This window comes from Streptomyces sp. CB01881 (genome assembly GCF_002953255.1).
Classification (GTDB): domain Bacteria; phylum Actinomycetota; class Actinomycetes; order Streptomycetales; family Streptomycetaceae; genus Kitasatospora.
In genome coordinates, this window is the sequence record NZ_CP026498.1 from 1,355,301 (window position 1) to 1,376,802 (window position 21,502).

Annotated in this window: 18 protein-coding genes; 6 read left to right on the top strand and 12 right to left on the bottom strand. The window is 73.5% G+C overall.

Going from position 1 to position 21,502, the window contains the following annotated elements:
- Nucleotides 1–412: 412 nt before the first annotated feature.
- A complete protein-coding gene (locus tag C2142_RS39375; protein WP_241002397.1) occupies nt 413–3,376 on the top strand; it encodes a hypothetical protein in 2,964 nt (987 codons plus the stop codon).
- Nucleotides 3,377–3,753: 377 nt separating this feature from the next.
- Entirely contained in the window at nt 3,754–3,975 is a 222-nt protein-coding gene (locus tag C2142_RS05950; RefSeq protein ID WP_148641420.1) for a hypothetical protein, read from the top strand.
- Between the two features lie 37 nt (nt 3,976–4,012).
- Here the strand turns inward: C2142_RS05950 and C2142_RS05955 are convergent, their stop codons facing one another.
- Nucleotides 4,013–4,675, bottom strand: a complete 663-nt coding sequence (locus C2142_RS05955) for a DinB family protein (RefSeq protein WP_148641421.1) — start codon at nt 4,673–4,675, stop codon at nt 4,013–4,015.
- A gap of 171 nt (nt 4,676–4,846) precedes the next feature.
- Between C2142_RS05955 and C2142_RS05960 the strand changes: the two genes are divergently transcribed.
- Together C2142_RS05960 and C2142_RS05965 are read left to right on the top strand one after the other, a co-directional pair.
- Nucleotides 4,847–5,632 (top strand): VOC family protein, encoded by a 786-nt coding sequence (locus tag C2142_RS05960; protein ID WP_148641422.1) that lies wholly within the window; start codon nt 4,847–4,849, stop codon nt 5,630–5,632.
- 1 nt (nt 5,633) lies between these two features.
- A complete protein-coding gene (locus C2142_RS05965) occupies nt 5,634–5,963 on the top strand; it encodes a hypothetical protein (protein WP_206670901.1) in 330 nt (109 codons plus the stop codon).
- A gap of 58 nt (nt 5,964–6,021) precedes the next feature.
- Here the strand turns inward: C2142_RS05965 and C2142_RS05970 are convergent, their stop codons facing one another.
- From C2142_RS05970 to C2142_RS05985, 4 genes are all read right to left on the bottom strand, one after another.
- Nucleotides 6,022–6,558, bottom strand: coding sequence for an aminoglycoside adenylyltransferase (locus C2142_RS05970; protein ID WP_148641423.1), 537 nt, complete (start codon nt 6,556–6,558; stop codon nt 6,022–6,024).
- Nucleotides 6,559–6,688: 130 nt separating this feature from the next.
- Nucleotides 6,689–7,537, bottom strand: a complete 849-nt coding sequence (locus C2142_RS05975; RefSeq protein WP_241002398.1) for a carbohydrate ABC transporter permease — start codon at nt 7,535–7,537, stop codon at nt 6,689–6,691.
- Nucleotides 7,534–8,514 carry a sugar ABC transporter permease gene (locus tag C2142_RS05980; RefSeq protein WP_241002399.1) on the bottom strand — a complete coding sequence of 327 codons (981 nt, stop codon included), beginning with the start codon at nt 8,512–8,514 and terminating at the stop codon, nt 7,534–7,536. The genes C2142_RS05975 and C2142_RS05980 overlap by 4 nt, the downstream gene beginning before the upstream one ends.
- Before the next feature lie 95 nt (nt 8,515–8,609).
- Complete coding sequence (locus tag C2142_RS05985; protein WP_148641424.1) at nt 8,610–9,920, bottom strand: extracellular solute-binding protein; 1,311 nt, start codon at nt 9,918–9,920, stop codon at nt 8,610–8,612.
- Nucleotides 9,921–10,241: 321 nt separating this feature from the next.
- On the opposite strand from C2142_RS05985, the gene C2142_RS05990 reads away from it, so the two are divergent.
- Both C2142_RS05990 and C2142_RS05995 read left to right on the top strand, forming a co-directional pair.
- The gene (locus C2142_RS05990; RefSeq protein WP_148641425.1) at nt 10,242–11,135 is read left to right on the top strand and encodes an IclR family transcriptional regulator; all 894 of its coding nucleotides are present in this window, start codon (nt 10,242–10,244) and stop codon (nt 11,133–11,135) included.
- 473 nt (nt 11,136–11,608) lie between these two features.
- Complete coding sequence (locus tag C2142_RS05995; protein WP_241002400.1) at nt 11,609–12,334, top strand: alpha/beta hydrolase; 726 nt, start codon at nt 11,609–11,611, stop codon at nt 12,332–12,334.
- Nucleotides 12,335–12,338: 4 nt separating this feature from the next.
- Here the strand turns inward: C2142_RS05995 and C2142_RS06000 are convergent, their stop codons facing one another.
- From C2142_RS06000 to C2142_RS06030, 7 genes are all read right to left on the bottom strand, one after another.
- Nucleotides 12,339–12,725, bottom strand: a complete 387-nt coding sequence (locus C2142_RS06000; RefSeq protein WP_148641426.1) for a hypothetical protein — start codon at nt 12,723–12,725, stop codon at nt 12,339–12,341.
- Nucleotides 12,726–12,729: 4 nt separating this feature from the next.
- Complete coding sequence (locus C2142_RS06005) at nt 12,730–13,314, bottom strand: universal stress protein (protein ID WP_148641427.1); 585 nt, start codon at nt 13,312–13,314, stop codon at nt 12,730–12,732.
- Between the two features lie 414 nt (nt 13,315–13,728).
- The gene (locus tag C2142_RS06010; protein ID WP_148641428.1) at nt 13,729–15,087 is read right to left on the bottom strand and encodes a nitrate/nitrite transporter; all 1,359 of its coding nucleotides are present in this window, start codon (nt 15,085–15,087) and stop codon (nt 13,729–13,731) included.
- Nucleotides 15,084–15,458: a nitrite reductase small subunit NirD gene (gene nirD / locus C2142_RS06015; RefSeq protein ID WP_194235759.1), complete on the bottom strand. Its 375-nt coding sequence runs from the start codon at nt 15,456–15,458 to the stop codon at nt 15,084–15,086. The genes C2142_RS06010 and nirD overlap by 4 nt, the downstream gene beginning before the upstream one ends.
- Complete coding sequence (gene nirB / locus C2142_RS06020; protein WP_148641429.1) at nt 15,455–18,049, bottom strand: nitrite reductase large subunit NirB; 2,595 nt, start codon at nt 18,047–18,049, stop codon at nt 15,455–15,457. The genes nirD and nirB overlap by 4 nt, the downstream gene beginning before the upstream one ends.
- Nucleotides 18,050–18,175: 126 nt before the next feature.
- Nucleotides 18,176–19,384, bottom strand: coding sequence for an FAD-dependent oxidoreductase (locus C2142_RS06025; RefSeq protein WP_148641430.1), 1,209 nt, complete (start codon nt 19,382–19,384; stop codon nt 18,176–18,178).
- On the bottom strand, nt 19,381–21,480 hold the full coding sequence (locus C2142_RS06030) for a molybdopterin oxidoreductase family protein (protein ID WP_148641431.1): 2,100 nt from the start codon (nt 21,478–21,480) through the stop codon (nt 19,381–19,383). The genes C2142_RS06025 and C2142_RS06030 overlap by 4 nt, the downstream gene beginning before the upstream one ends.
- Nucleotides 21,481–21,502 lie beyond the last annotated feature (22 nt).

The following is a 21,502-nucleotide window of genomic DNA, read 5'->3' on the forward strand; positions in this document are numbered from 1 at the left end:
GCCGTGCGCGGGGTGCCTGTCGGCGGTCGAGGACATGGGTTCCGCCTTTCGGATGAAACTGACCGGAATCCACCGCTCCAGTTCAACCGATGCTATTCACAGCTCACTTGACGGCGCATCGCATGTCTGACCTTGATCGGAAAAGCACAGTCCTGACCTGTCGCGATCGAATCGAATCGGTTCGCAGGGGCTTCACCGTGGCCGCCGGTCCGACTGGCCAGCTCGCCGGGGCAGACGTTGCAAGAGGGCTGTTTCGGCACGCACCGGATCTGGCCAAGTTCTTTGAAATGCAACGAAGTTGTGATCGTCCTGGATAGCTTTCGAGCGAACCGGAAGGCGTCGTTCGCCCATGGGCTGGGCGTTCCGACGCCCGGCTGCCTCTCCCTGACCTCCTTCGCAGACGGGAACAGTGATGACCACCCCGAGCACCGGAACACCTGCCACCACCCCGGCGACACCCCCGGCGGCCCGTGCCGGGCTGGACGGCGAGACACCCAAGGACCTGCTCCCGACGACCGGCAACTACCCCACGGAGATCGTCCGCTACCGGTCGGTGGTGCTCACCGACATCCCCGGCGCCAAGCCGGCGCGCAAGCTCACCGGCGCCATCGACCTCGGCGAGGAGCACCTGCCGTTCTACGACCGACCGGCCGAGGGCATGATCGTCACCACGGAGCAGAGCTGGAAAGCCGAGGGCGTCACGCTCGGCCGGCTGCTGCACAGCCTGGCGCTCGCGCCCGGAGAGAGCACCAAGGTCGCGGTCGTCGACTGGCAGCGCGGCACCAAGGCCACCGGCACCGAGAACACCGCCGAGAACGACTCGCTCTCCAGCATCACCGACCAGAACCGCTCGATCAGCGAGGTCGCCAACGCGATCGCCCGCGAGGAGCAGTACGGCACCTCCCAGGCCTCCCAAGCAAGCAACTCCGCCAGCTCGGGCGGCACCTTCGGCACCTCGCTCGGCATCATCAGCGGCGGCGCGTCCTGGAGTAACTCGTCCAACTCGGGATTCACGACCGCGGTCTCGCGCTCCACCGGCGTGAAGTCGGTCGCCGCCGAGGCCGCGCAGCGCATCAGCGCGCGCACCCAGCAACTGGCCACCGCCGCCCGCAGCCGGAACATGACCGTGGTACGGGAGACGACGCAGTCGGAGAAGGAGAAGGTCCTCACCCGCGTCGTCACCAACTACAACCACATGCACGCGATGTCGGTGCAGTACTACGAGGTCGTACAGGTCTACAGCGTGACGACCAAGCCGACCAAGCTCGAACGCTGCCTGTTCATCCCGCTGCAGGAACTCACCTTCACCAACACCACCCTGCAGCGGTACAAGGAGGTCCTCGCGTCGGTGGCGCCCGCCGAGTGGGCGAAGAAGATCCGGGAGGCCAACCCCTTCAACACCGCCGAGCGCAAGCTGGACGCGTGCACGGCGCCGGAAGCACCCCAGGTGGCGCACTTCGACGGGGTGGACCTCGCGGACATCGCCGCCTCTCCCATGGGCGTGTACGGGGTGCGCAAGTCCGACGGCAGCCCGGTCCGCTTCGACCCGGTGGCCCGGCAGTGGAACCCGCTGCCCACCACCGGCCTGGACAGCGGCCTGATCCGCATCGCCCCGGGCAAGGACACCCTCTGGGCGCTCAGGACCGACAACCTGCTCGTCCAGTTCGACGGCACGACCTGGCGGCGCGACGCACAGGGCTGGGCGGGACGCTCTCTGGCCTGCGGTTCGGACGGCACGCTCTATGTCATCGGCATGGGCAACGCGATCCACTACCGTGACCCGAACGGCGTGTCGCATGACACGAACGTCCTGGCTGACGACATCACCGCTGTCGGCCGGGACAGGGCCTGGTATTGCCGGCAGGGGCGGACCTACGAGCGCAGCGGCGGCGGATGGCTGGAGCGGACCCCGGTGCCGAACGTGCAGCGCCTGTCCGCAGGTCCGGACGGCACGCTGTGGGGCATCACCGCCGAGGGCAAGGCCCTCGTGGTGGAACCGGGCGCGATCGCCTGGACCACTCCCAAGCCCCCCTTCGCGACGATCACCGGCATAGCCGAGATCGTCTCGTCCAGCAACGGGGACCACTGGGTGCTCAAGAGCGACGGCTCCCTCCTGCGGATCCTGATGGCGCAGCGGGAAGCGCCGGTGGCCTTCGACGCCCCGCCGAAGGCCGACTCCTCCTACGCCTCCAAGATCGACGTCTGGTACGACGAGGCCGGAATCCGCAGCATTCAGGTGGTCTTCCCCGGCCAGACCGTCCGCTTCGGCGACAGTGGCGGCTCCGGCGTCCTCCAGCGCGCCTCCTACACCTTCGGCCCCAGCGACAAGCTGCTCTCCTACGACGCCTGGGCCGGCACCGGCGCCCGCGGCAGCCTCGCCGGACTGCGCCTGACGATGACTTCGGGCGTGGCCAACTTCGGCGTCGCCGAGACCACCACCGCGGCGCCCGACCTGAGCGAGGACGCCGGCGGAGCGGCCCTGTGCGGGCTGTTCGGTGCGACGGTGAAGTCCGGCACTCGTACCTACCTCTCCTCGCTCGGCTTCCACGTGCGCGGCGGGAGCGTGCCGCAAGCGGTGCTAGACCACCTCAACGACAACCGCCGCCACTACAGCCAGGCCGTGTGGGTCAACGCCGACGAGCTGACCCTCAGCCGCATCCTCGCCAACTACTCCTACACCCCGGCCGGCTCGACCGCCGCCGCGGTCCCGCTCGGCATGCTGCTGGACCCCAAGCCCGTTGCCGCCACCGGCAACTACCTCGGCTTTCGGTGGAACTTCCCCACCGAACAGGAACGCGAGGCATGGGCCAAGGCCCGCCACCAGAGCGACACCTCGCTCGGCGCGTCGGTGACCAACACCATCGCCATCGCCACCGACGGCGTGTTCGCCGAGGCCGTCCTCGGCCGGGCCAACTCGGCCGAGAAGATCGACCTCACACGGTTCTGGAACTGGAAGGACTCGCCCATCCAGATCACCGCCCCCGACATCGCACCGGTCGCCACCGGCACCCGCGCGCAGAACCTCGACCTGTCGGTGGCCGGCCTGGGCACCACCGCGGCGTCCTTCACGCCGCTGGTGGCCATGCCCGACCCGACCGGTCTCCAAGCCGCGCAGGCCATTACCACCGCGAACCTGTTCCGCGACATGAGTGGCCTCAACACCATGGGCCAGGTCCTCACCAAGGGCATCGAAGCCGCCGCCGCCGGCGACAAGGCCGCCGGCGAACGCGCCCAGGACGCCATGAAGACCGCCACCCAGCACCTGGAGAAGATGGCCGAACTCGTCATCCAGGCCACCAAGAAGACCACCCCGGCCGGGGCCGCCACCAACCCGACCGTCACCGGAGGTGAGATCAACCAAGCCGTCAAGGCCTGACCACCACACCACGCGGGCCCGGACCACAACCCGGGCCCGCCCCCGCGCTGGCCCCGGTCAGCGGCCCGTACGACCTCCGCGGCGCCGAGCTCCCGGCCGCCTTCGACGGCCGGCTGGCCCCGCCGACCGCGGCCTTCTACCTCGCCTACGTCGTCACGGCGTGGAACCGGCTGCACCCCCTGTACGACTCCCCCGCCGAGGCGTTCCGGGCGCCGTACGCGGACACCGTCGAGGCGCTCTTCGACGGCGACCACACGGACGAGCAGATCGCGGCCGCCCTGCCCGGCACCCCGGAGGAGCTGTTCACGCCGCAGTTCGCCGAATGCCTGAAGCACCCCACCGGCACCCTCGCCCGGCTCCTGCGCTCCGCCGACGCCGTGTGCACCGACTGGACGCCGCGCGCCCCGGTCCGCCTCTACGCCGGCACCGCGGACCGCGACGTGGCCTTCGCCAACACGGAGTCCTGCCGTCGCAGCCTGGCCGCCAACGGCGTCGACGCACCGGTCGAGCAGATCGCCGGCGCCGACCACGTCGGCTCCGCGCTCGCCTCGTACCCGCGGATCGTCCGCTGGTTCCGCGAGCTCGCCGCCCGCCCGTGACCGGCGCCGCACCCCGGGGTGCGGCGCCGCCCGGCCGTCAGCTCCGCGGAGCGGGCGTGAGCGGGGATCCGGAGGCCTTCCCCCCGTCGCCCCGAACGGCGGCCTGATCGGAGGCCTGATCCGCGGCCTGCCTGGCGGCCCGTTCGACGCGGTCGTGGTGGGCCTGCCACCAGGCCGCGTCGCCGGGGGCGGTGTTCCCGCCGTCGGGGCGCTGGCCGGTGGTGCCGTCGATGAGTTCGCGGACGATGTCGGCGTGGCCGGCGTGGCGCTGGGTCTCGGCGATCATGTGGACGAGGGAGCCGTGCAGGGTCACCTCGCTGCGCCCGCCCCAGGGGACGCGGCCGACGGCGTCGAGGGGCAGGGCGGCGATGGTCTCGTCGGCGTGGGCACACGCCTCGCGGTACCACCCGACGATCTGGTCGCGGCTTTCCTCCGGGGTGGCCCAGAGGTCCGCGTTCGGCTCGGCGGCGCCGGTGATCCAGAGCGCCGGGCCGGTGAAGGGGCGGCCGTAGGTCTCGCCGAAGTAGACGGCCTCGGCGCCGGTGAGGTGCTTGACCAGGCCGAGCAGGTTGGTGCCGGTCGGTGTCAGGGGACGGCGGACGTCGTACTCCGAGAGCCCTTCGAGCTTCCACAGGAGGGCGTCGCGGGCGTCCTGGAGGTAGACCAGAAGGTCCTTCTTGGGATCTTTTCCGGTGGTCATGGCGACCAGTCTGCCGATCGCGGGACCGTTGTCCACCGACTTGATCCGACCGTCCGACGAGCACCGCCCGGGCCCGGGTTGCCGGGGCCCGGTTGCCGTGCACCGCCCCGGGTCCGGTTGCCGGGGCCACGGCGGCGGCGGAGGCTGGCGGGAAGGACCGAGGAGGACCGCATGCCGAAGGCGGGCAGGTACCGGGAGGGCGTCCCGTGCTGGGTCGAGCTGGCGGCCGGACCAAACGCGGGCCCGGCGCGGAGCTTCTACGGCGCGCTGTTCGGGTGGGAGTTCGTCGACCTGGCCGGACACCCCGGCCACACCGTGGCGACGCTGCGCGGGGCGCAGGTCGCGGGGATCGCCCGGGGGCCCGGGGGCGACGGCTCCGCCTGGCTGACCTACCTCGCGGTGGACGACGCCGACCGGGCCGCCGAGGCGGTCCGGCAGGCCGGCGGCCGGATCGTCCGGGAGCCCGGCGAGCTGGCCGAGCTGGGGCGCAGCGCGCTCGCCGTGGATCCGCTCGGTGCGCCCTTCGGCCTCTGGCAGGGCCGGCTGAACCCGGGGGCGGCCCTGGTCAACGAGCCGGGTACGTTCACCTGGAACGAGCACCTCTCCCCCGACCCGGACGGGGCCCGGGCGTTCTACCGGCAGGTCCTCGGGTACGAGTACGCGCGCCCGGCGGGCGACTACACGGTGTTCCGGGCCGGCGGGCTGCCGGCGGGCGGGATCGGCCCGAACCCCTGGGTCGGGCCGGAGGGTCCGGCGGCGCTGTGGGCGGTGTACTTCGGCACGGCGGACACCGACTCGACGGTGGAGCGGGCGGTCCGGCTCGGTGGCAGCGTGCTGGACGGGCCCGAGCCGACGCCGTTCGGGCGGGTGGCGGTGGTGCGGGACGACGGTGGGGCGGCGTTCACCCTGATCGCCGTCCCGGCGGGCGGGACGGCGGCCCAGGAGGAGGCGGTCTGAGTTGACCGGACCGGACGAGCAGCGGTTCGCCGCCCTGGCACGGGAGTTGGCGACGCTGGACGGCGTCACCACCCCCTCGGCGGAGGGCCGGCGGCGCTTCGGCTCGGACGCACTGAAGTCCGACGGGCACATCTTCGCGATGCTCTCGGCCGGCCGCCTGGTGGTGAAGCTGCCGCGGACCCGGGTGGACGAACTGGTGGCGTCCGGCGACGGCGAGCGGTTCGACGCGGGGCGCGGGCGTCCGATGCGCGAGTGGCTCGCGCTGGACCCGGGCTCGCCCCTGCCGTGGTCCCGACTGGCCCGGGAGGCCTACGCCTTCGTCCACGGGTAGCGGTGGTGGCAGCGGCAGCGGCAGCGGTGGTGGCAGCGGCAGCGGCAGCGGCAGCGGCTCAGCCGAGCGCCTCCCGCAGCCGGGCGATGTCCTCGGCGTCCTTGGGACGGCGCGGGCGGCGGGTGTCCCAGACCGGCATCATCTGCTTGATCTCGATCTGCGCCTCGGGGCTGACGATCGGGCACTCGACGCCGCCGAGCCGCCCGGGTTCGGCGGCCAGCAGGCCGGCCGGCCAGGGGGTGCCGGCCCAGGGGCCGCCGGCGACCAGCGCCCGCCCGTCGGCGGCGAAGTCCAGCAGGGTGAAGCTGGACTCCAGGCCGTCCTTCTCGAAGTCGAGCTGCTGCTCGGGCGGGACGCCGCCGAGCGGGCGGTAGCCGAGCTCGTGCAGGCCCGCGGCGAGGGCGGGCGCGTCGGCGGCCGGGGCGAACCAGTCGATGTCCTCGTGGTCCCGGGTGAGCCTGCCGAGGAAGAAGTCCATCGCCCAGCCGCCGCGCAGCCAGACGTCGATACCGAGACGGCGGGCGAGGCCCACCGTCCCGGCGATCTGGGCGAGTTGCCCCTCGGCACGTTCCCGGTTCGCAGACCCCACATCCATGATCCGGGACGCTAGCAGCCGCCACCCTGCCTCACCAGGGATTTCCGGGGCCGTCGGACGGGCCCCGGGGCATGGCCGACGGCTCCCGCCGGACGCCCGTCGGGAACCGCCGGGAACCGTCGGACACGCGTCAGTCCTTCACCGCACCCGCCAGGCCGGAGACCAGCCTGCGCTGCACCGCGATGAAGAAGACCAGCACCGGCACCGTCATCAGCGTGGAGGCCGCCATGATCCCGCCCCAGTCGTTCTCGTCCGGCTTGAAGAAGACCAGCAGCGCCGAGGGGAGGGTCTGGTTCTCGGTGGCACTGATGATGAAGGTCTTGGCGAAGACGAAGTCGTTCCACGCCGCGATGAAGGAGAAGACGCTGGTCGCGGCCAGGCCGGGGGCCACCAGCGGGAGCAGGATCCGCCACAGGATGCGGGTGCGGCTCGCGCCGTCGATCTGGGCGGCCTCCTCGATGGAGACCGGGACGGCGGCGACGAAGCCGCGCATCATCCAGATGCCGAACGGCAGTGAGAAGGCCAGCTGGACCAGGATCAGCGAGGCCAGCGTGTTGAGGCCGATGCCCGGCGCGACCCGGCCGGCGTCGCGGAACATGAAGAACAGCGGGATGGTCAGCGCCTCGACCGGGATCATCTGGGCGATCAGGAACATCACCATGACGGTGGTGCGGAACCTGAACCGGAAGCGGGTCACCGCCACCGCGGCCAGGAAGACCACCAGCGCCGACAGCACCACCACCGACACCGCGATGACCAGGCTGTTCGTGAAGTACCGGCCGAAGCCGTCGACGCTCAGCACCTGCCGGAAGCTGTCCAGCGTGGGGTGGGTGGTCCACGGTTTCGGGTCCAGCGACTGCACCTCGCCCTTGGGCTTGAAGGCCGAGAGCACCATCCAGAAGATCGGGAAGGCGGTGACGACGCCCACCACGACGGCGGTGGTGTCGGCGGCGAGCCGCCGGCGGCTGCGGGTGTTCACAGGTCGTTCCCCGTCCGTCGCAGGGTGCGGATGTAGAGGATGGTCGGGATCACCAGGACGAGCAGCATGATCACGCCGATGGCCGCGCCGAGTCCGTACTGGGAGGAGGCGAACGCCTTCTGGTAGGCGTACACGTTGAGGACGAGGTTCTGGCCGGCGATGCCGCCGCCCTCGGTCATCACGTAGATCTGGGTGAAGACCTTGAAGTCCCAGATGACCGACTGGATCACCACGATGGTCAGGATCGGCCGCAGCATCGGGGCGGTGATCCGGCGGAAGGTGGTCCAGGTGCCGGCACCGTCCAGGGCGGCGGCCTCCAGGATCTCCTCGGGGATCGCCCGGATGCCCGCGTAGAGCGTCACCATGACGAACGGGAAGGAGTGCCAGACCACCACGGCGCCGACGATCAGGAACGCCGTCCACTTGTCGTAGAACCAGTTGAACTCGTGGAAGCCGCTCAGCCCGAGGTTGACCAGGGTCTTGTTGACCAGGCCCAGGTTGGTGTCGAAGAGGAAGCTCCACACCGTCGAACCGGTCATCGCCGGCGCCGCCCAGGCCGCCATCGCGGCGGTGGTCAGGAAGAGGCGGGCCGCCCGGCCGACCCTGGTCAGGAGGACGGCGAGGGTGGCTCCGACGGCGAGGGTGGCGACCACGCAGAAGGCGGCGAAGCCGATCGTCTGCAGCAGCACCGACCAGAACTGGCCGTCGTTCAGGATCCGCCGGTAGTTGCCGAGCCCGACGAAGCTGGTCGGCACGCCCCCGGACGCCTGGGCCTGGCCGAAGTCCAGTACCGACAGCAGGCCGAGCTGGTAGATCGGGTACGCCACCAGCGGGATCATGATGATCGCGGCCGGCAGCAGGAGCAGCAGCGGGGTTCGCCGGCGCCGGCCGCTCGGGGGCGCGGCCGGGCCGGTGCCCCGGCGACGCCCGCTCGGGGCGGCCGGCGCCGCCGGGGCGGTCGTGGTGGATGCGGACACGTACGGGACCTGCTCTCTGGATGCGCCTGGCTGCTTCCGCCTGGGGCCCTGTTCGCGCGGGGCCGCTCCGGGCCCCGCGCGCCGGGGGCCGTTGATCAGTGGGCCGCGAAGGCCGAGGTGATCTGCGTGGCGGCGTCGCCCGAGGCCTTGGCCACGTCCGCCTTGCCGGTGACGACCTGCTGGAGCATCGTCGGGACGACGGCCTGTGCGTCGATCTGCGCCCACGCCTGGTCCAGCGGCACGAACCGGGTGCCCGCGGCGATGGTGTCGGTGAACGGCTTCAGGAAGGCGTCCTTGGCCGCGACCTTGTCGTTGACGGACTTGAGCGTCGGCAGGTTGCCCATCGCGTCGTACATCTGCTCCTGGTAGCCGGGGCCCGCCAGCAGCTCGGCGAACTCGACCGCGAGGGTGCGGTGCTTGGCCGCCTTCATCACCCCCAGGTTGTTGCCGCCGCCGAACGCCGGGGCGATCGAGCCGGCCTTCTCGCCGGGCAGCGGGACGACGCCGTACCGGCCCTTGACCGCGCCCGCGTCGACCTTGCTGCGGCTGGAGTTGGGCAGGATCGCCATCGCGGACTTGCCGGCCGCGAAGAGGTCGACGGTCTTGCCGCCGGTCAGGTCGGCGCACTGCTGGGCCGGGCAGCCGTTCTCGCCGAACAGGTCGGTGTAGCGCTTGATCCCGGCCTGTGAGGCGGACGAGTTGATGGCGGCCTTGAAGGTGCCGCCCTCCTTGGTCGCGATGTCGCCGCCCGCGTCCCAGACGAACGGCAGGGCGCCGAAGGTGTACTTTCCGCCGACCGCGATGCCGAAGGTGTCCGGGTGGGCGGCGTGGATCTTCTGGTTGGCGGCGACCAGTTCGTCGTACGACTTCGGCGGGGTCAGCCCGGCCTCGGTGAACAGGTCGGTGCGGAAGTACAGCGCGCGCACGCCGACCCACCAGGGCAGGCCGTACGTCTTGCCGTCCAGCACGGCGGTCCTGGCGATCGCCGGGTCGAGGTCGCCCTTCTCCTTCCACCTGTCGAGGTCGGCACCGATGTCGGCGAGGCCACCGGCGGCGACGTAGCCGGGGAGGTCGGTGTTGCCGAACTCGACCAGGTCCGGGGCGCTGTTCGGGTCGTTGAACGCGCCCTTCATCTTGGCGGCGCGGGCGGAGGCGTCGGTGTCGATGTAGCTGACGTTCACCGTCACGCCCTGGTGGGAGCCCTGGAACTCGGCGACCGCCTTGCCGATCACCGCTTCCTTCGCCGCGTTGCCGGCCTCGTTGTACAACCAGACCTGGAGCGTGCCCGTCCGGTCGTCCCCGGCCCTGTCACCGGCCGGCAGCGCGGTGCCGGGCGAACAGGCGGCCGCCGCGATACAGGTGACGGTGAGAACGGCGGCCGCAGCGGTCCGTCTGATGAGTCGCATGGGTGGAGACCTCCCCTCCCGACAGTTGCCGCCGAGACGTGCGCCGCTGGGGACGGGCACGTCGCAGCAGGCCCTGACCGGGGCCGATGGTGGGTGCGCGAACGCGTTGATGTGGGGGTGCGGCAGAGCGGCCGCTCGGGTGGGGCTGCGGCGCCTGCTCGATGCCAGGACGTTAGGCGGGGGCGCTCGGGGCCAACAAGAGGGCGTTCTGGAAGTTTTGCAGTGCACAACGCTGTATCGAAGAATCGTCGAGCAGGGTCTGAAGGGGTACCTTCTGACCACCGCCGCAGCCCGGCGGCGGAACGAGAGGGGAACGGACCCATGACGGAGACGGGCACCGGGGCGGAGGCCGACGCCGGGGCGGAGACGGCCACCGGGGCGGAGGCCGACGCCGGGAACACTCCCGCGCCCGCCAAGCCCGCGAAGAAGGCGGCGGCCTCCGACCGCAACCAGTCGTCCTCGCTGCGCCGCGCACTGTCCGTGCTCGGCCACGTGCGCGACCACGGCAACGGCCGCGGCGTACCGCTCGCCCAGCTCTCCGAGGCGCTCGGCCTCAACAAGAGCACCGTGCTGCGCCTGACCGGCCCGCTGCTCGACGAGCACCTGCTCGACCGCGACCGGGAGACCGGCTGGTTCCGGCTCGGGCACGGCTCGCTCCGGCTCGGCCAGGCCTATCTCTCCACCCTCGACCTGCGCAGCGTCGCCGCCGAACACCTGAGACGGCTGCAGCGCGAGGCCGGCGAGACCGTCCACCTGACCGTCTGGCAGGCCCCCGGCATCGTCTACCTGGACAAGGTCGAGGACGAGACCAACGTCCGGATGGCGTCCCGGGTCGGCAGCCGCGCACCCGCGTACTGCACCGCGACCGGAAAGGCGATCCTGGCCTGGCTGCCCGAGGAGGCCGTCGCCGAGGTGGTCGCCGCCGGCCTGCGGCCGGTCACCGCCTGGACCATCTCCGACGAGCCCCGTCTGCGCGCCGACCTCGCCCGGATCCGAGCCCGCGGCTACTCGATCGACGACCGGGAGAACGAGCCCGAGGTCCGCTGCGTCGCCGCCCCGATCTTCGACCACACCGGCGAGGTGACGGCCGCCCTCTCGATCTCCGGCCTCACCTCCCGGATGACCGCCGCCCGCGTCCGCTCGCTCGGCCCGGTGGTCGCCCAGGTCGGCCTGCGGATCTCCCGCGAACTCGGCTCCGACCGCCAGCCGGGCTGAGCGCCCCCGGGGGCCCCGGTGCTGGTCCCCACCGGGAACCGCCGCACACGCAAACGAGGCCCGGCGCCGGAAACGGCACCGGACCTCGTCCGACAATGGAGCGCCAGGCCCGGATCGCACGGACTCTCCCTACTGAAAGTAGGGCGTGCTCTAGTAGCACCACTGACGCCTGACGAGGAATCATCTCCCTCGCGACGAAGAGAAGACTAGCAGGTCAGAGACCCTGCCCCGCAACCCGCAGCCGACCCCGGACCACCCGGCAGGACCGCACACGCAAACGAGGCCCGGCGCCGGAAACGGCACCGGACCTCGTCCGACAGTAGAGCGCCAGGCCCGGATCGCACGGACTCTCCCTACTGAAAGTAGGGCGTGCTCTAGTAGCACCACTGACGCCTGACGAGAGATCATCTCCCTCGCGACGAAGAGAATACTAACAGCTCAGCGCACCTGTCCCGAACCGAGGAGAACACCGCATGACCATGAACCCCGCCCCGCCCGAGGTCGTCGAGTACGCCCCGGGCCGGCTGATGGACGTCCACCGCCCCGCCTGCGGAGTCGGGCCCTGGCCCGTCGTGCTGCTCTGGCACGGACGGGGCCCCGACGAGCGGGACGTCCTGCGCCCGCTGGCGAACGAGGCGGCCGGACTCGGCCTGCTGGTGCTCGTGCCGGACTGGCGGTCGGACGAGGAGGACGGCGGCCGGGCCCACCTGCTCGCGTCGTTCGGGCACGCCCGGCGCCACGCGGCCGGGTACGGCGGCGATCCGACGCGGTTCGTGCTGGCCGGCTGGTCGCTGGGTGGTCGCGAGGCCGTCGCCCTGGCCACCCACCCGTCCACCCCCGCGGAGGACCGCCCGACCGCGGCCGTGGGCATAGCCTCCAGCTACGTCCGCCCCGCCGTCACCACCGGCGAGCCGCCACTGCCCCTGCTGGCCGGCCGCCCCTCCCCCGTGCCGCTCTGGCTGGTGCACGGCACGCGGGACGATTTGGTGCCGGCCGAACTCACGCGGGAGCTGAGCGACGCCGTCGGCAACCCGGCGTCACGCCTCCTGGAACCGGACACCGACCACGCCGGCGTCGTCCTCACCGAGTTCGACCCGGCGATCAGCCGGTGCCGGCCCGCCCGGGCCGCACACGCGGTGGACGCCGGACGGGCAACGGCCCGGGTGCTGGCCGAGGCGGCCCGGGCGTCCGCCGGCTGAGGGCTCAGGCGGCGGGCCGCCATGCGTCCCGGCCCGCCGGGGCGGCGGAGCGCACGCGGCGCGGGAGGGCGGCGAGAGCGGACAGCAGGAGGGCGGCCGCCGTGAAGAGCAGGAGGTGGCCGGCCTCGGGGGCGGGCCCGGACCAACCGAGGGCGCCGTGGCGGTGCTCCACGAATCCGTTGTGGAAGAGCCAGGCGGCCAGGCCGATCAGCGGGGCGGCGACCGGGCGGGAGTGGCGGCCGACGGCGGCCGCCAGGAGCGTATAGGCGGCGAGGGCGACCCAGGTCGGGCGCAGCTCGCCGAGGACGGCGAGGGCCGGCAGCAGCGCGGCGGAGGCGAGCAGGGCCACCGCGCCGGACATGGCGGCGGTGAGGCGGAGGGGGCTGGTCACGACGTCACCTCCCGGCGGTGAGCGGCCGGAGCGGTCGCAGCAGCGGGCGGTGGCGTTCGAGAGCCTCCAGCTCGCGTTGCAGCGGCGGCTTGGGCACGGCGAGGACCGGGCAGGTCGCGTGCCGGACGCAGTAGGCCGTGACGGACGGGCGCAGCGCGCGGGCGAGCACGCCGCGGACACCGGCTCCCAGGACGAGCACGTCCCCGGGGCGGTCGGCGGAGCGGACCAGCGCCTGACCGGTCTCGCCGCGGACGGTCTGGCTGCACAGCCGGACGCCCGCGTGCCCGCCGCCGAACGCCTCGTCGAGGGCCTGGCGCAGCCGGACGGCGGCCGTGTCGCGGCAGGCGGTGAGCAGCGGCGGGCACGGGGAGCGGCGGTAGCCGAACTCGCCGCCGGGCGGGGTCCAGCAGTGCACGGCGAGCACCTCGGCGTCGGTGCGGCGCGCCTCGGCGACGGCGTGGTGCAGGGCGGCGAGGCTGCCGAGCGATCCGCTGACCCCGACCACGATCCGGCGGTGGCCCTCGTGTGCGTCGTACGCGTCGTACGTGTCGAACGCTTCGGTGCCCGTCCCGGCGCCGTTGTCCGCCATGGCCCTGCCCGTCCTTCCGGCTGCTGCTGAGGTGCTGTCGGTTCCAGCAAAGCCGGGCGGTGTGCGGCCGGGCCGTTCGTTGACGGAGCTCTGACGCGCGCGGGGCCGTTCCGTACGCGGTCCTGACGTCAGGAGGGCGCGGGCGTCAAGGAGGTGAGGCCGGGGGCGGCCCGGCTGCTGGCGGCCCACCGCGAACTCCACGGACGGCGGGCCCGGGGCCGAGGCGGGCCGGACGCCGGCCGGGCCCCGGGCGCCGGGCGGACGCCGGGCGCCGGGCGGACGCCGGGCCGGGCCTCCTCCCCGGACTCCCGCAGCCGGGCCCCGGACGCCTTCCGCGTCCGGGGCCCGGCCGGCCGTCACCGGCCCGTCGTCAGTACGTCGTCGGTACGTCGTCAGTGGGCCGCCAGCGGGCCGTCAGCCCGCCGCGCGGGGCCGCAGCCAGACCGCCCAGGTGAGCGCCGAACAGAACAGGTACGCCGCCAGGAAGCCCAGGTAGGCGGCGTCGCCGTTGTGGCTGGCGAGGAAGGACTGCCGGAAGGCCAGGTTGACCAGGACCCCTCCGAACGCGCCCACCGCGCCGGCCAGTCCGATCAGCGCGGCCGAGCGGCGGCGGGAGTCGGACTCCGCGGCCTCCGGGTCGGCTCCGGCCGCCACGGCGGCCCGGGCCCGGGCCTGGTAGTGGGCCGGGATCATCTTGTACGTCGAGCCGTTGCCGATGCCGCTGAGCACGAAGAGCGCGATGAAGCCGGAGAGGAAGAGCGGCAGCGAGTGGGCCCGTGAGGCGGCCAGGACGACCGCCGTCCCGGCGCCCATCGCGACGAAGGTGGAGAGGGTGACCACGGCGCCGCCCCAGCGGTCGGCCAGCCGGCCGCCCACCGGGCGCAGCAGCGAGCCCAGCAGCGGGCCGAGGAAGGTCAGCGCGGCCGCCTTGACCGGGGTGTCGAAGCGGTCGTGGAACTGCACCTGGAGCACCTGGCCGAAGGCGAAGCCGAAGCCGATGAACGAACCGAAGGTGCCGATGTACAGGGTGGAGACCGCCCAGCCGTACGGGTCCCGGGCCACCTCGCCCAGCGCCCGGCCCTGGCCCCGCGGCGGGGCGGCCAGGTTGTCCATCCGGGTCCAGGCGCCGGTCGCGGCGAGCACGATCAGCGGCAGGTAGAGCAGCGGCAGCAGCCGGGGATGGGCCGCACCCGCGGTGGCCAGGACGAACAGGCCGAGCAGTTGGACGGCCGGGACGCCCAGGTTGCCGCCGCCCGCGTTGATGCCGAGCGCCCAGCCCTTGAGGCGGTGCGGGTAGAAGGCGTTGATGTTGGCCATCGAGGAGGCGAAGTTGCCGCCGCCGACACCGGCGACACAGGCCACCGCGAGCAGGGTGCCGTAGGAGACGCCGGGGGTGAGCACCAGGGCCGCCAGCGCGGTGGGCACGAGCAGCAGCAGGGCGCTGACCACCGTCCAGTTCCGGCCACCGAACCGGGCCACCGCGAAGGTGTACGGCAGGCGCAGCAGGGCGCCGAGGGCGGTGGGCAGGGCGGTGAGGGTGAACTTGCCGGCGGTGTCGATGTGGTACTCGGGGCCGAGGAAGAGCACCAGGACGGACCAGAGGCTCCAGACGGAGAAGCCGATGTGCTCGGAGAGCACGGAGTAGACCAGGTTGCGGCGGGCGATCCGGGCGCCGGTCCGCTCCCAGAAGGCGACGTCCTCCGGGTCCCAGTGGGTGAGCGGGCCGGTGCCGGCTCTGCCGCCGGCGGGCTGCGTCTCGACGACGACACTCATGCGGCACTCTCCTTCGCTGCGCGGGCGGTCGGGTCGGCGGTCCGGACCGGCCAGAGCCTGAGGACGGCGGGGCTTCCGTCGGGGGCGGTGTCCTCGTCCAGGCAACGGCCGTCGGTGAGGTCGAAGACCTGCTTGTACATCGGCGAGGCCAGGGTGGGCCGGTCGCCGCGGCTGCCGAGCAGTCCGCGCGAGAGGACGTGGGCGCCGCTGAACGGGTCGAGGTTGTCGACGGCGTGCAGGCCGCCGGTGCGGTCGCGGAAGACGGCCACCTGGGCGCCGTCGAGCAGCACGGCCACGCCGCGGCCGGGTTGCAGGTCGTCGAGGGTGCAGACGGGTTGCCAGCGGGTGCCGTCGTGGATCTCCACGGTCACGGGGTGAGCACCTCCAGTCGGGGACCGGCCACCAGGACCGGGGTGGGGGTGGTGAGGATGCGCCCGTCCTCGTCGGGGCGGGCGGGGCGGATCTGGCCGCGTTCGGGGACGAAGGTGACGGCCGGGTCGGGGGTGCCGGGGGCGTTGACGAAGGAGGCGAAGCGGCGCAGCCGTTCGGGGTCGGCCAGGGTGGCGGCCCATTCGTCCTGATAGCCGTCGATGTGACGTGCCATCAGTTCGTCGAGCTCGGCGGCGATGCCGAGCGAGTCGTCGATCACCACGGCGCGCAGGTGGTCCAGGCCGCCCTCCAGCCGGTCCAGCCAGACCGAGGTGCGTTCCAGGCGGTCGGCGGTGCGGATGTAGAACATCAGGTAGCGGTCGATGGTGCGGATCAGCGTCTCGCGGTCCAGGTCGGCGGCCAGCAGGTCGGCGTGACGGGGCGTCATGCCGCCGTTGCCGCCGACGTAGAGGTTCCAGCCGGCCGAGGTGGCGATGATGCCGAAGTCCTTGCTCTGCGCCTCCGCGCACTCGCGGGCGCAGCCGGAGACCGCGGACTTGAGCTTGTGCGGGGAGCGCAGCCCCCGGTAGCGCAGCTCCAGTTCGATCGCGAGGGCGACGGAGTCCTGCACGCCGTAGCGGCACCAGGTCTCGCCGACGCAGGACTTCACGGTGCGTAGCGCCTTGCCGTAGGCGTGGCCGGATTCGAAGCCGGCGTCGACCAGTCGGCCCCAGATGCCGGGTAGCTGGTCCACGCTGGCGCCGAAGAGGTCGATCCGCTGGCCTCCGGTGATCTTGGTGTAGAGACCGTAGTCGCGGGCGATCTCGCCGATGGTGATCAGGCCCTCGGGGGTGATCTCACCACCGGGGACCCGCGGCACCACCGAGTAGGAGCCGTTGCGCTGGAGGTTGGCGAGGAAGTGGTCGTTGGAGTCCTGAAGCGCGGCCTGTTCGCCGTCCAGGATGTGACCGCCGCCGAGGCTGGCCAGGATGGAGGCGACGGTCGGCTTGCAGACCTCGCAGCCCTCGCCGCGGCCGTGGCGGTCGAGGAGTTCGGAGAATCCGGAGATGCCGGTGACCCGGACGATCTCGTACAGCTCGGCGCGGGTCTGCGGGAAGTGCTCGCAGAGGCCGGTCTGGGTGGCGACACCGTTGGCCGCCAGCTCCTCGGTGACGACGGTGGTCAGCTGCTTGATGCAGCTGCCGCAGCCGGTGCCGGCCCGGGTGCACTTCTTGACCGCGGCGACGGACTCGCAGCCCTGCTCGTGGACGGCGGCCCGGACGGCGCCCTGGGTGACGTTGTGGCAGGAGCAGAGCACCGCGTCGTCGGGGAGCGCGACGGGGCCTGCGGCGGCGAACCCGGCGGGCAGCACAAGCTGTTCGGGCGCCGTGGTGAGCGGCTTGCCGCCCATGGCCAGCGGCCGCAGGGTGCCGTAGGCCTCGGTGTCGCCGACCAGGACACCGCCGAGCAGCGCCCCGTCGGCGCCGATCACGAGCTTGCGGTAGACGCCGAGCCGGCTGTCGCTGTACAGCACGTCGAGGGCGCCCTCGGCGGTGCCGTGCGGGTCGCCGAAGCTGGCCACGTCGACGCCGAGCAGCTTGAGCTTGGTGGAGGTGTCGGCGCCGGTGAAGCCGGTGCCGGGGCTGCCGGCCAGCGCGCGGGCGGCGGTCTCGGCCATCTGGTAGCCGGGCGCCACCAGGCCGTAGACCCGGCCGTCCACGGTCAGGGCGCACTCGCCGATGGCCAGCACGGCCGGGTCGGCGGTGCGGCAGTGCTCGTCCACCACGATGCCGCCGCGCGCGCCGACCGGCAGCTCGCAGTCGCGGGCCAGCTGGTCGCGGGGGCGGACGCCGGCCGAGAAGACCACCAGGTCGGCGGTGAGTTCGCGGCCGTCGGAGAGGGCTAGCGCGCGGGCGCGGCCGTCGGCGGCGGTCTCCACGCCGCTGGCGCCGGCGCCGGTGTGGACGGTGACGCCGAGGTCCTCGATCTTGCGCCGGAGCAGTTCGCCGCCGCCCTCGTCGACCTGGACGGCCATCAGCCGGGGCGCGAACTCGACCACGTGGGTGGCCACGCCCATCGCCCGCAGGGCGCCCGCGGCCTCCAGGCCGAGCAGGCCTCCGCCGACCACCACGCCGGTCTTGGCGTGCTCGGCGTCCGCGCGGATGGCGTCCAGGTCCTCGATCGTGCGGTAGACGTGGCAGCCGGCCGCGTCCCGGCCGGGGACGGGCGGTACGAACGGGACCGAGCCGGTGGCCAGCACCAGGGCGTCGTAGCGGAGTCGGTGGCCGGCCCGGGTGGTCACGGTGCGGGCGGCGCGGTCCACGGCGGTGACCGGGTCACCGAGGCGCAGGTCGATGCCGTGCTCGGCGAGGAAGCCGGGCGGGCAGAGCGTGAGGTCCTCGGCGGTACGGCCGTTGAACAGCGAGCTGAGGTGGACGCGGTCGTACGCGGGGCGCGGTTCCTCGGCGAGCACGGTGATCCGCCAGCTCCCGGCGCCGGGCTGCTCGGCGAAGGCCTCCAGGAAGCGCTGGCCTACCATGCCGTGGCCGACGAGGACGAGGTCCCTTGGTCGGTCGGGCGTGTGCGCTGTCATCGCGATGCTCCTCGGGGTCGTGCGGGGGGGTGCGGGTGGGAGTGGTGGCGTCAAGGGGGGTGCGGCGTCGGAGGGGACTGGGGTTTCAGGGGGCCGGGGCGTCAGGGGGCCGGGGCGGCCGGGCGTTCAGGTGAGCAGGTGGAGGGGGTGGCCGGTGAGCGGGTCGTCGCGCCGCCAGGCCTCGGCCAGGGTGTCGACGCCGGCGAGGTCGCCGAACAGGATGGCGCCGACCAGCCGGTCACCGCGCAGGACGAGCTTCTTGTAGCTGCCGCGGGTCGCGTCGGTGAGCCTGAGCACGTCGAGGCCGGGGTCGAGGGTCTCGTCCACGGCGCCGAAGGCCGCGTACTCCAGGCCGCCGGTGCTGAGCCGGGCCGGGGGCCGGGAGCCGGTGTAGCGGGCGTCCGGATCGGCGCCGGACAGGCGCAGCGCCAGAACGTCGGCCTGGTCCCAGGCGGGCAGCGCCAGGCCGTGGACGGTGGACCGGTGCTCGGCGCAGTCGCCGATCGCGTGCACCCCGGGTACGGCGGTGGCGAGCGCGTCGTCGACCAGCACCCCGGTGGCGACCGGCAGGCCCGCGGCGTGCGCGAGGGCGGTCCGCGGGCGGGTGCCGCAGGCCAGCACCACCAGGTCGCAGTCCAGGACATAGCCGCTCGCCAACTCGACGCCGGTGACGCGCTCCTCGCCGCGCAGTGCGCGGGCCCGGTTGCCGGGATAGGTCTCGACCCCGAGTGCCCGCAGCCGGGACCGCAGCACCTCGCCGGCCTCCGCATCGAGTTGACGCTCAATCAGATACGGGCCCTGGTGGACGACTTCGACCGGAACGCCGAGCGTCGCCAGCGCCCGGGCGGCGCTCACCCCGAGCACCCCGCCGCCGATCACGACCGCCCGGCGGGCGCCGACGGCGTCCTCCGCCAGCCGGGCGGAGTCGTCCAGCGTGCGCAGGGTGTGGACGCCCTCGGTCAGACCGCTGCCGTCCGCGCGGCGCAGGCCGCGGATGGGTGGCAGCACCGGGTTGGAGCCGGTGGCGAGCACCAGCTCGTCCCACGGCTCCACGGTGCCGTCGGCGAGGCCGAGCGTACGGGCGGCGGTGTCGAGCGCCACCACCTCGCAGCCGGGCCTCGGCTCGGCCCCGCCCAGCGGCAGTGCGATCGCCTCGGTGTCGTACCGGCCGGTGAGCACGTCGGCGAGCAGCACCCGGTTGTAGGGGGCGCGGGCCTCGGCGCCGTAGACGGTGACCCGGCCGGCGCCGCCCAGCGCGGTGTGGCGCTCGGCGAACCTGGCCGCGGCCATGCCGCCGCCGACCACCGCGATCCTGCGGTCCTTCGCCGTCCTCATGACGCCTCCCCTTCGGCCCGCTCGACGCGAACGGCACAGAGCTTGAACTCCGGCATCCGGGACACCGGGTCGAGCGCCGGGTTGGTGAGCGTGTTGGCCCGGCCGGCGCCCGGCCAGTGGAACGGCATGAAGACGGTGTCCGGCCGGATGGTGTCGGTGACCCGGGCCGGCGCCACCGCCCGGCCGCGCCTGCTGGTCACCGACACCAACTCGCCCTCGCCGACCGCGAGACGGGCGGCCAGCCGCGGGTGCAGCTCCACGAACGGTCCCGGCGCGGCGGCGTTCAGCTCCGGCACCCGCCGGGTCTGCGCGCCGCTCTGGTACTGGGCGAGCACCCGGCCGGTGGTCAGGTACAGCGGGTAGTCGCGGTCCGGCTCCTCGGCCGCCGGGCGATGGGTGACGCCGGCGAACCGGGCCCGGCCGTCGGGGGTGGCGAACCGGTCCAGGAAGAGCCGGGGCGTGCCCGGGTGCGCCGCGTCCGGGCAGGGCCAGAAGACGCCGTCCTCCGCCGCGATCCGCCGGTAGCTGATGCCCGCGTAGTCCGCGTCACCGCCGGCCGAGGCGCGGCGCAGCTCGTCGAAGACCGGCTCGGCCTCGGCCGGGAAGCCGTCCGGCACGCCCAGCCGGGCGGCGAGTTCGCGCAGCACCCAGAGCTCGCTGCGCACCCCCTCGGGCGGGTCCAGCGCGCGACGGCGGAGGATGACGCGGCCCTCCAGGTTGGTGGTGGTGCCGTCCTCCTCCGCCCACTGGGTGACCGGGAGCACCACGTCCGCCAGCCGGGCGGTCTCGGAGAGCACCGGGTCGGCGACGACCAGCAGGTCCAGCGCACGCAGCCGGCCCGCGACATGACCCGCGTTCGGCGCGGAGACCACCGGATTGGAGCCCGCCAGCAGCAGCGCCCGCACACCGCCGGGCTGCCCGAGCCCGTCCAGCAGCTCGTAGGCGGAGCGGCCCGCGCCGGGCAGCGCCTCCGGGTCGACGCCCCAGACGCCGGCCACGTGCGCCCGGGCCACCGGGTCCTCGATCGAGCGGTAGCCGGGGAGCTGGTCGGCCTTCTGGCCGTGCTCGCGGCCGCCCTGGCCGTTGCCCTGGCCGGTCAGGCAGCCGTACCCGGAGCGGGGCCGGCCGGCCTTGCCGGTGGCCAGGCAGAGGTCGATCCAGGCGCCGACGGTGTCCGTCCCCTTGCTCTGCTGCTCCGGGCCGCGCGCGGTCAGCACCATGCCGGTCGCCGCGCGGCCGAACAGCGCGGCGGCCTCCCGCAGCCGGGCCACCGGGACGCCGGTGAGCCGCTCCACCCGGTCGGGCCAGTGCGCCGTCGCGGCGGCGCGGGCCCGGTCGAAGCCGGTGGTCCGGGCGGCGACGAACTCCTCGTCCACCAGGCCGTCGGCGATGACCAGGTGGAGCAGGCCGAGCGCCAGCGCGAGGTCGCCGCCGGGCCGGGGCTGGAGGTGCAGGTCGGCCTCGGCCGCCGTCCGGGTGCGGCGCGGGTCGACCACGATCAACGTGCCGCCGTTCTCGCGGAGTTCGCGGAAGTAGCGGAGCGCGGGCGGCATCGTCTCGGCCGGGTTCGCGCCGACCAGGACCAGGCAGTCGGTGTGCGGGATGTCCTCCAGCGGGAACGGCAGCCCGCGGTCCAGCCCGAACGCCCTGCGGTGCGCGGCCGCCGCCGAGGACATGCAGAACCGGCCGTTGTAGTCGATGTTGGCGGTGCGCAGCACGACCCGGGCGAACTTGCCGAGCTGGTAGGCCTTCTCGTTGGTCAGCCCGCCGCCGCCGAACACCCCGACGGCGTCCGCGCCGTGGCGCTCGCGGACCCCGGCCAGGCCCTCGGCCACCCGGGCCAGCGCCTCCGGCCAGCCCGCCGACCGCAGCGGCCCGCCCGGCCGGTCGCGCAGCAGCGGCCCGGTCAGCCGGACGTCCCGCGCCAGCAGCGCGGGCGCCGAACGGCCCTTGCCGCAGAGCGCGCCGCCGTTGACGGGGAAGCCGGGCCGCTCCAGCACCTCGGCCCCGGCCGCACCCACCTCGGGTCCGGTGCGCAGCCGCATGCCGCACTGCAACGAGCAGTACGGGCAGTGGGTGTCGGTGGTCGTCGTCATGCCGATGAATCTGACCGCTGAT

What these genes read in the sequence shown, in the direction of transcription:
- C2142_RS05970 (WP_148641423.1), bottom strand. Translation starts at nt 6,558, where the DNA reads ATGGATGTGGGGTCTGCGAACCGGGAACGTGCCGAGGGGCAACTCGCC.
- C2142_RS05960 (WP_148641422.1), top strand. Translation starts at nt 4,847, where the DNA reads ATGCCGAAGGCGGGCAGGTACCGGGAGGGCGTCCCGTGCTGGGTCGAG.
- C2142_RS05990 (WP_148641425.1), top strand. Translation starts at nt 10,242, where the DNA reads ATGACGGAGACGGGCACCGGGGCGGAGGCCGACGCCGGGGCGGAGACG.
- C2142_RS39375 (WP_241002397.1), top strand. Translation starts at nt 413, where the DNA reads ATGACCACCCCGAGCACCGGAACACCTGCCACCACCCCGGCGACACCC.
- C2142_RS06005 (WP_148641427.1), bottom strand. Translation starts at nt 13,314, where the DNA reads ATGGCGGACAACGGCGCCGGGACGGGCACCGAAGCGTTCGACACGTAC.
- C2142_RS06010 (WP_148641428.1), bottom strand. Translation starts at nt 15,087, where the DNA reads ATGAGTGTCGTCGTCGAGACGCAGCCCGCCGGCGGCAGAGCCGGCACC.
- C2142_RS06025 (WP_148641430.1), bottom strand. Translation starts at nt 19,384, where the DNA reads ATGAGGACGGCGAAGGACCGCAGGATCGCGGTGGTCGGCGGCGGCATG.
- C2142_RS05985 (WP_148641424.1), bottom strand. Translation starts at nt 9,920, where the DNA reads ATGCGACTCATCAGACGGACCGCTGCGGCCGCCGTTCTCACCGTCACC.
- C2142_RS05955 (WP_148641421.1), bottom strand. Translation starts at nt 4,675, where the DNA reads ATGACCACCGGAAAAGATCCCAAGAAGGACCTTCTGGTCTACCTCCAG.
- nirB (WP_148641429.1), bottom strand. Translation starts at nt 18,049, where the DNA reads ATGACAGCGCACACGCCCGACCGACCAAGGGACCTCGTCCTCGTCGGC.
- C2142_RS06030 (WP_148641431.1), bottom strand. Translation starts at nt 21,480, where the DNA reads ATGACGACGACCACCGACACCCACTGCCCGTACTGCTCGTTGCAGTGC.
- C2142_RS05995 (WP_241002400.1), top strand. Translation starts at nt 11,609, where the DNA reads ATGACCATGAACCCCGCCCCGCCCGAGGTCGTCGAGTACGCCCCGGGC.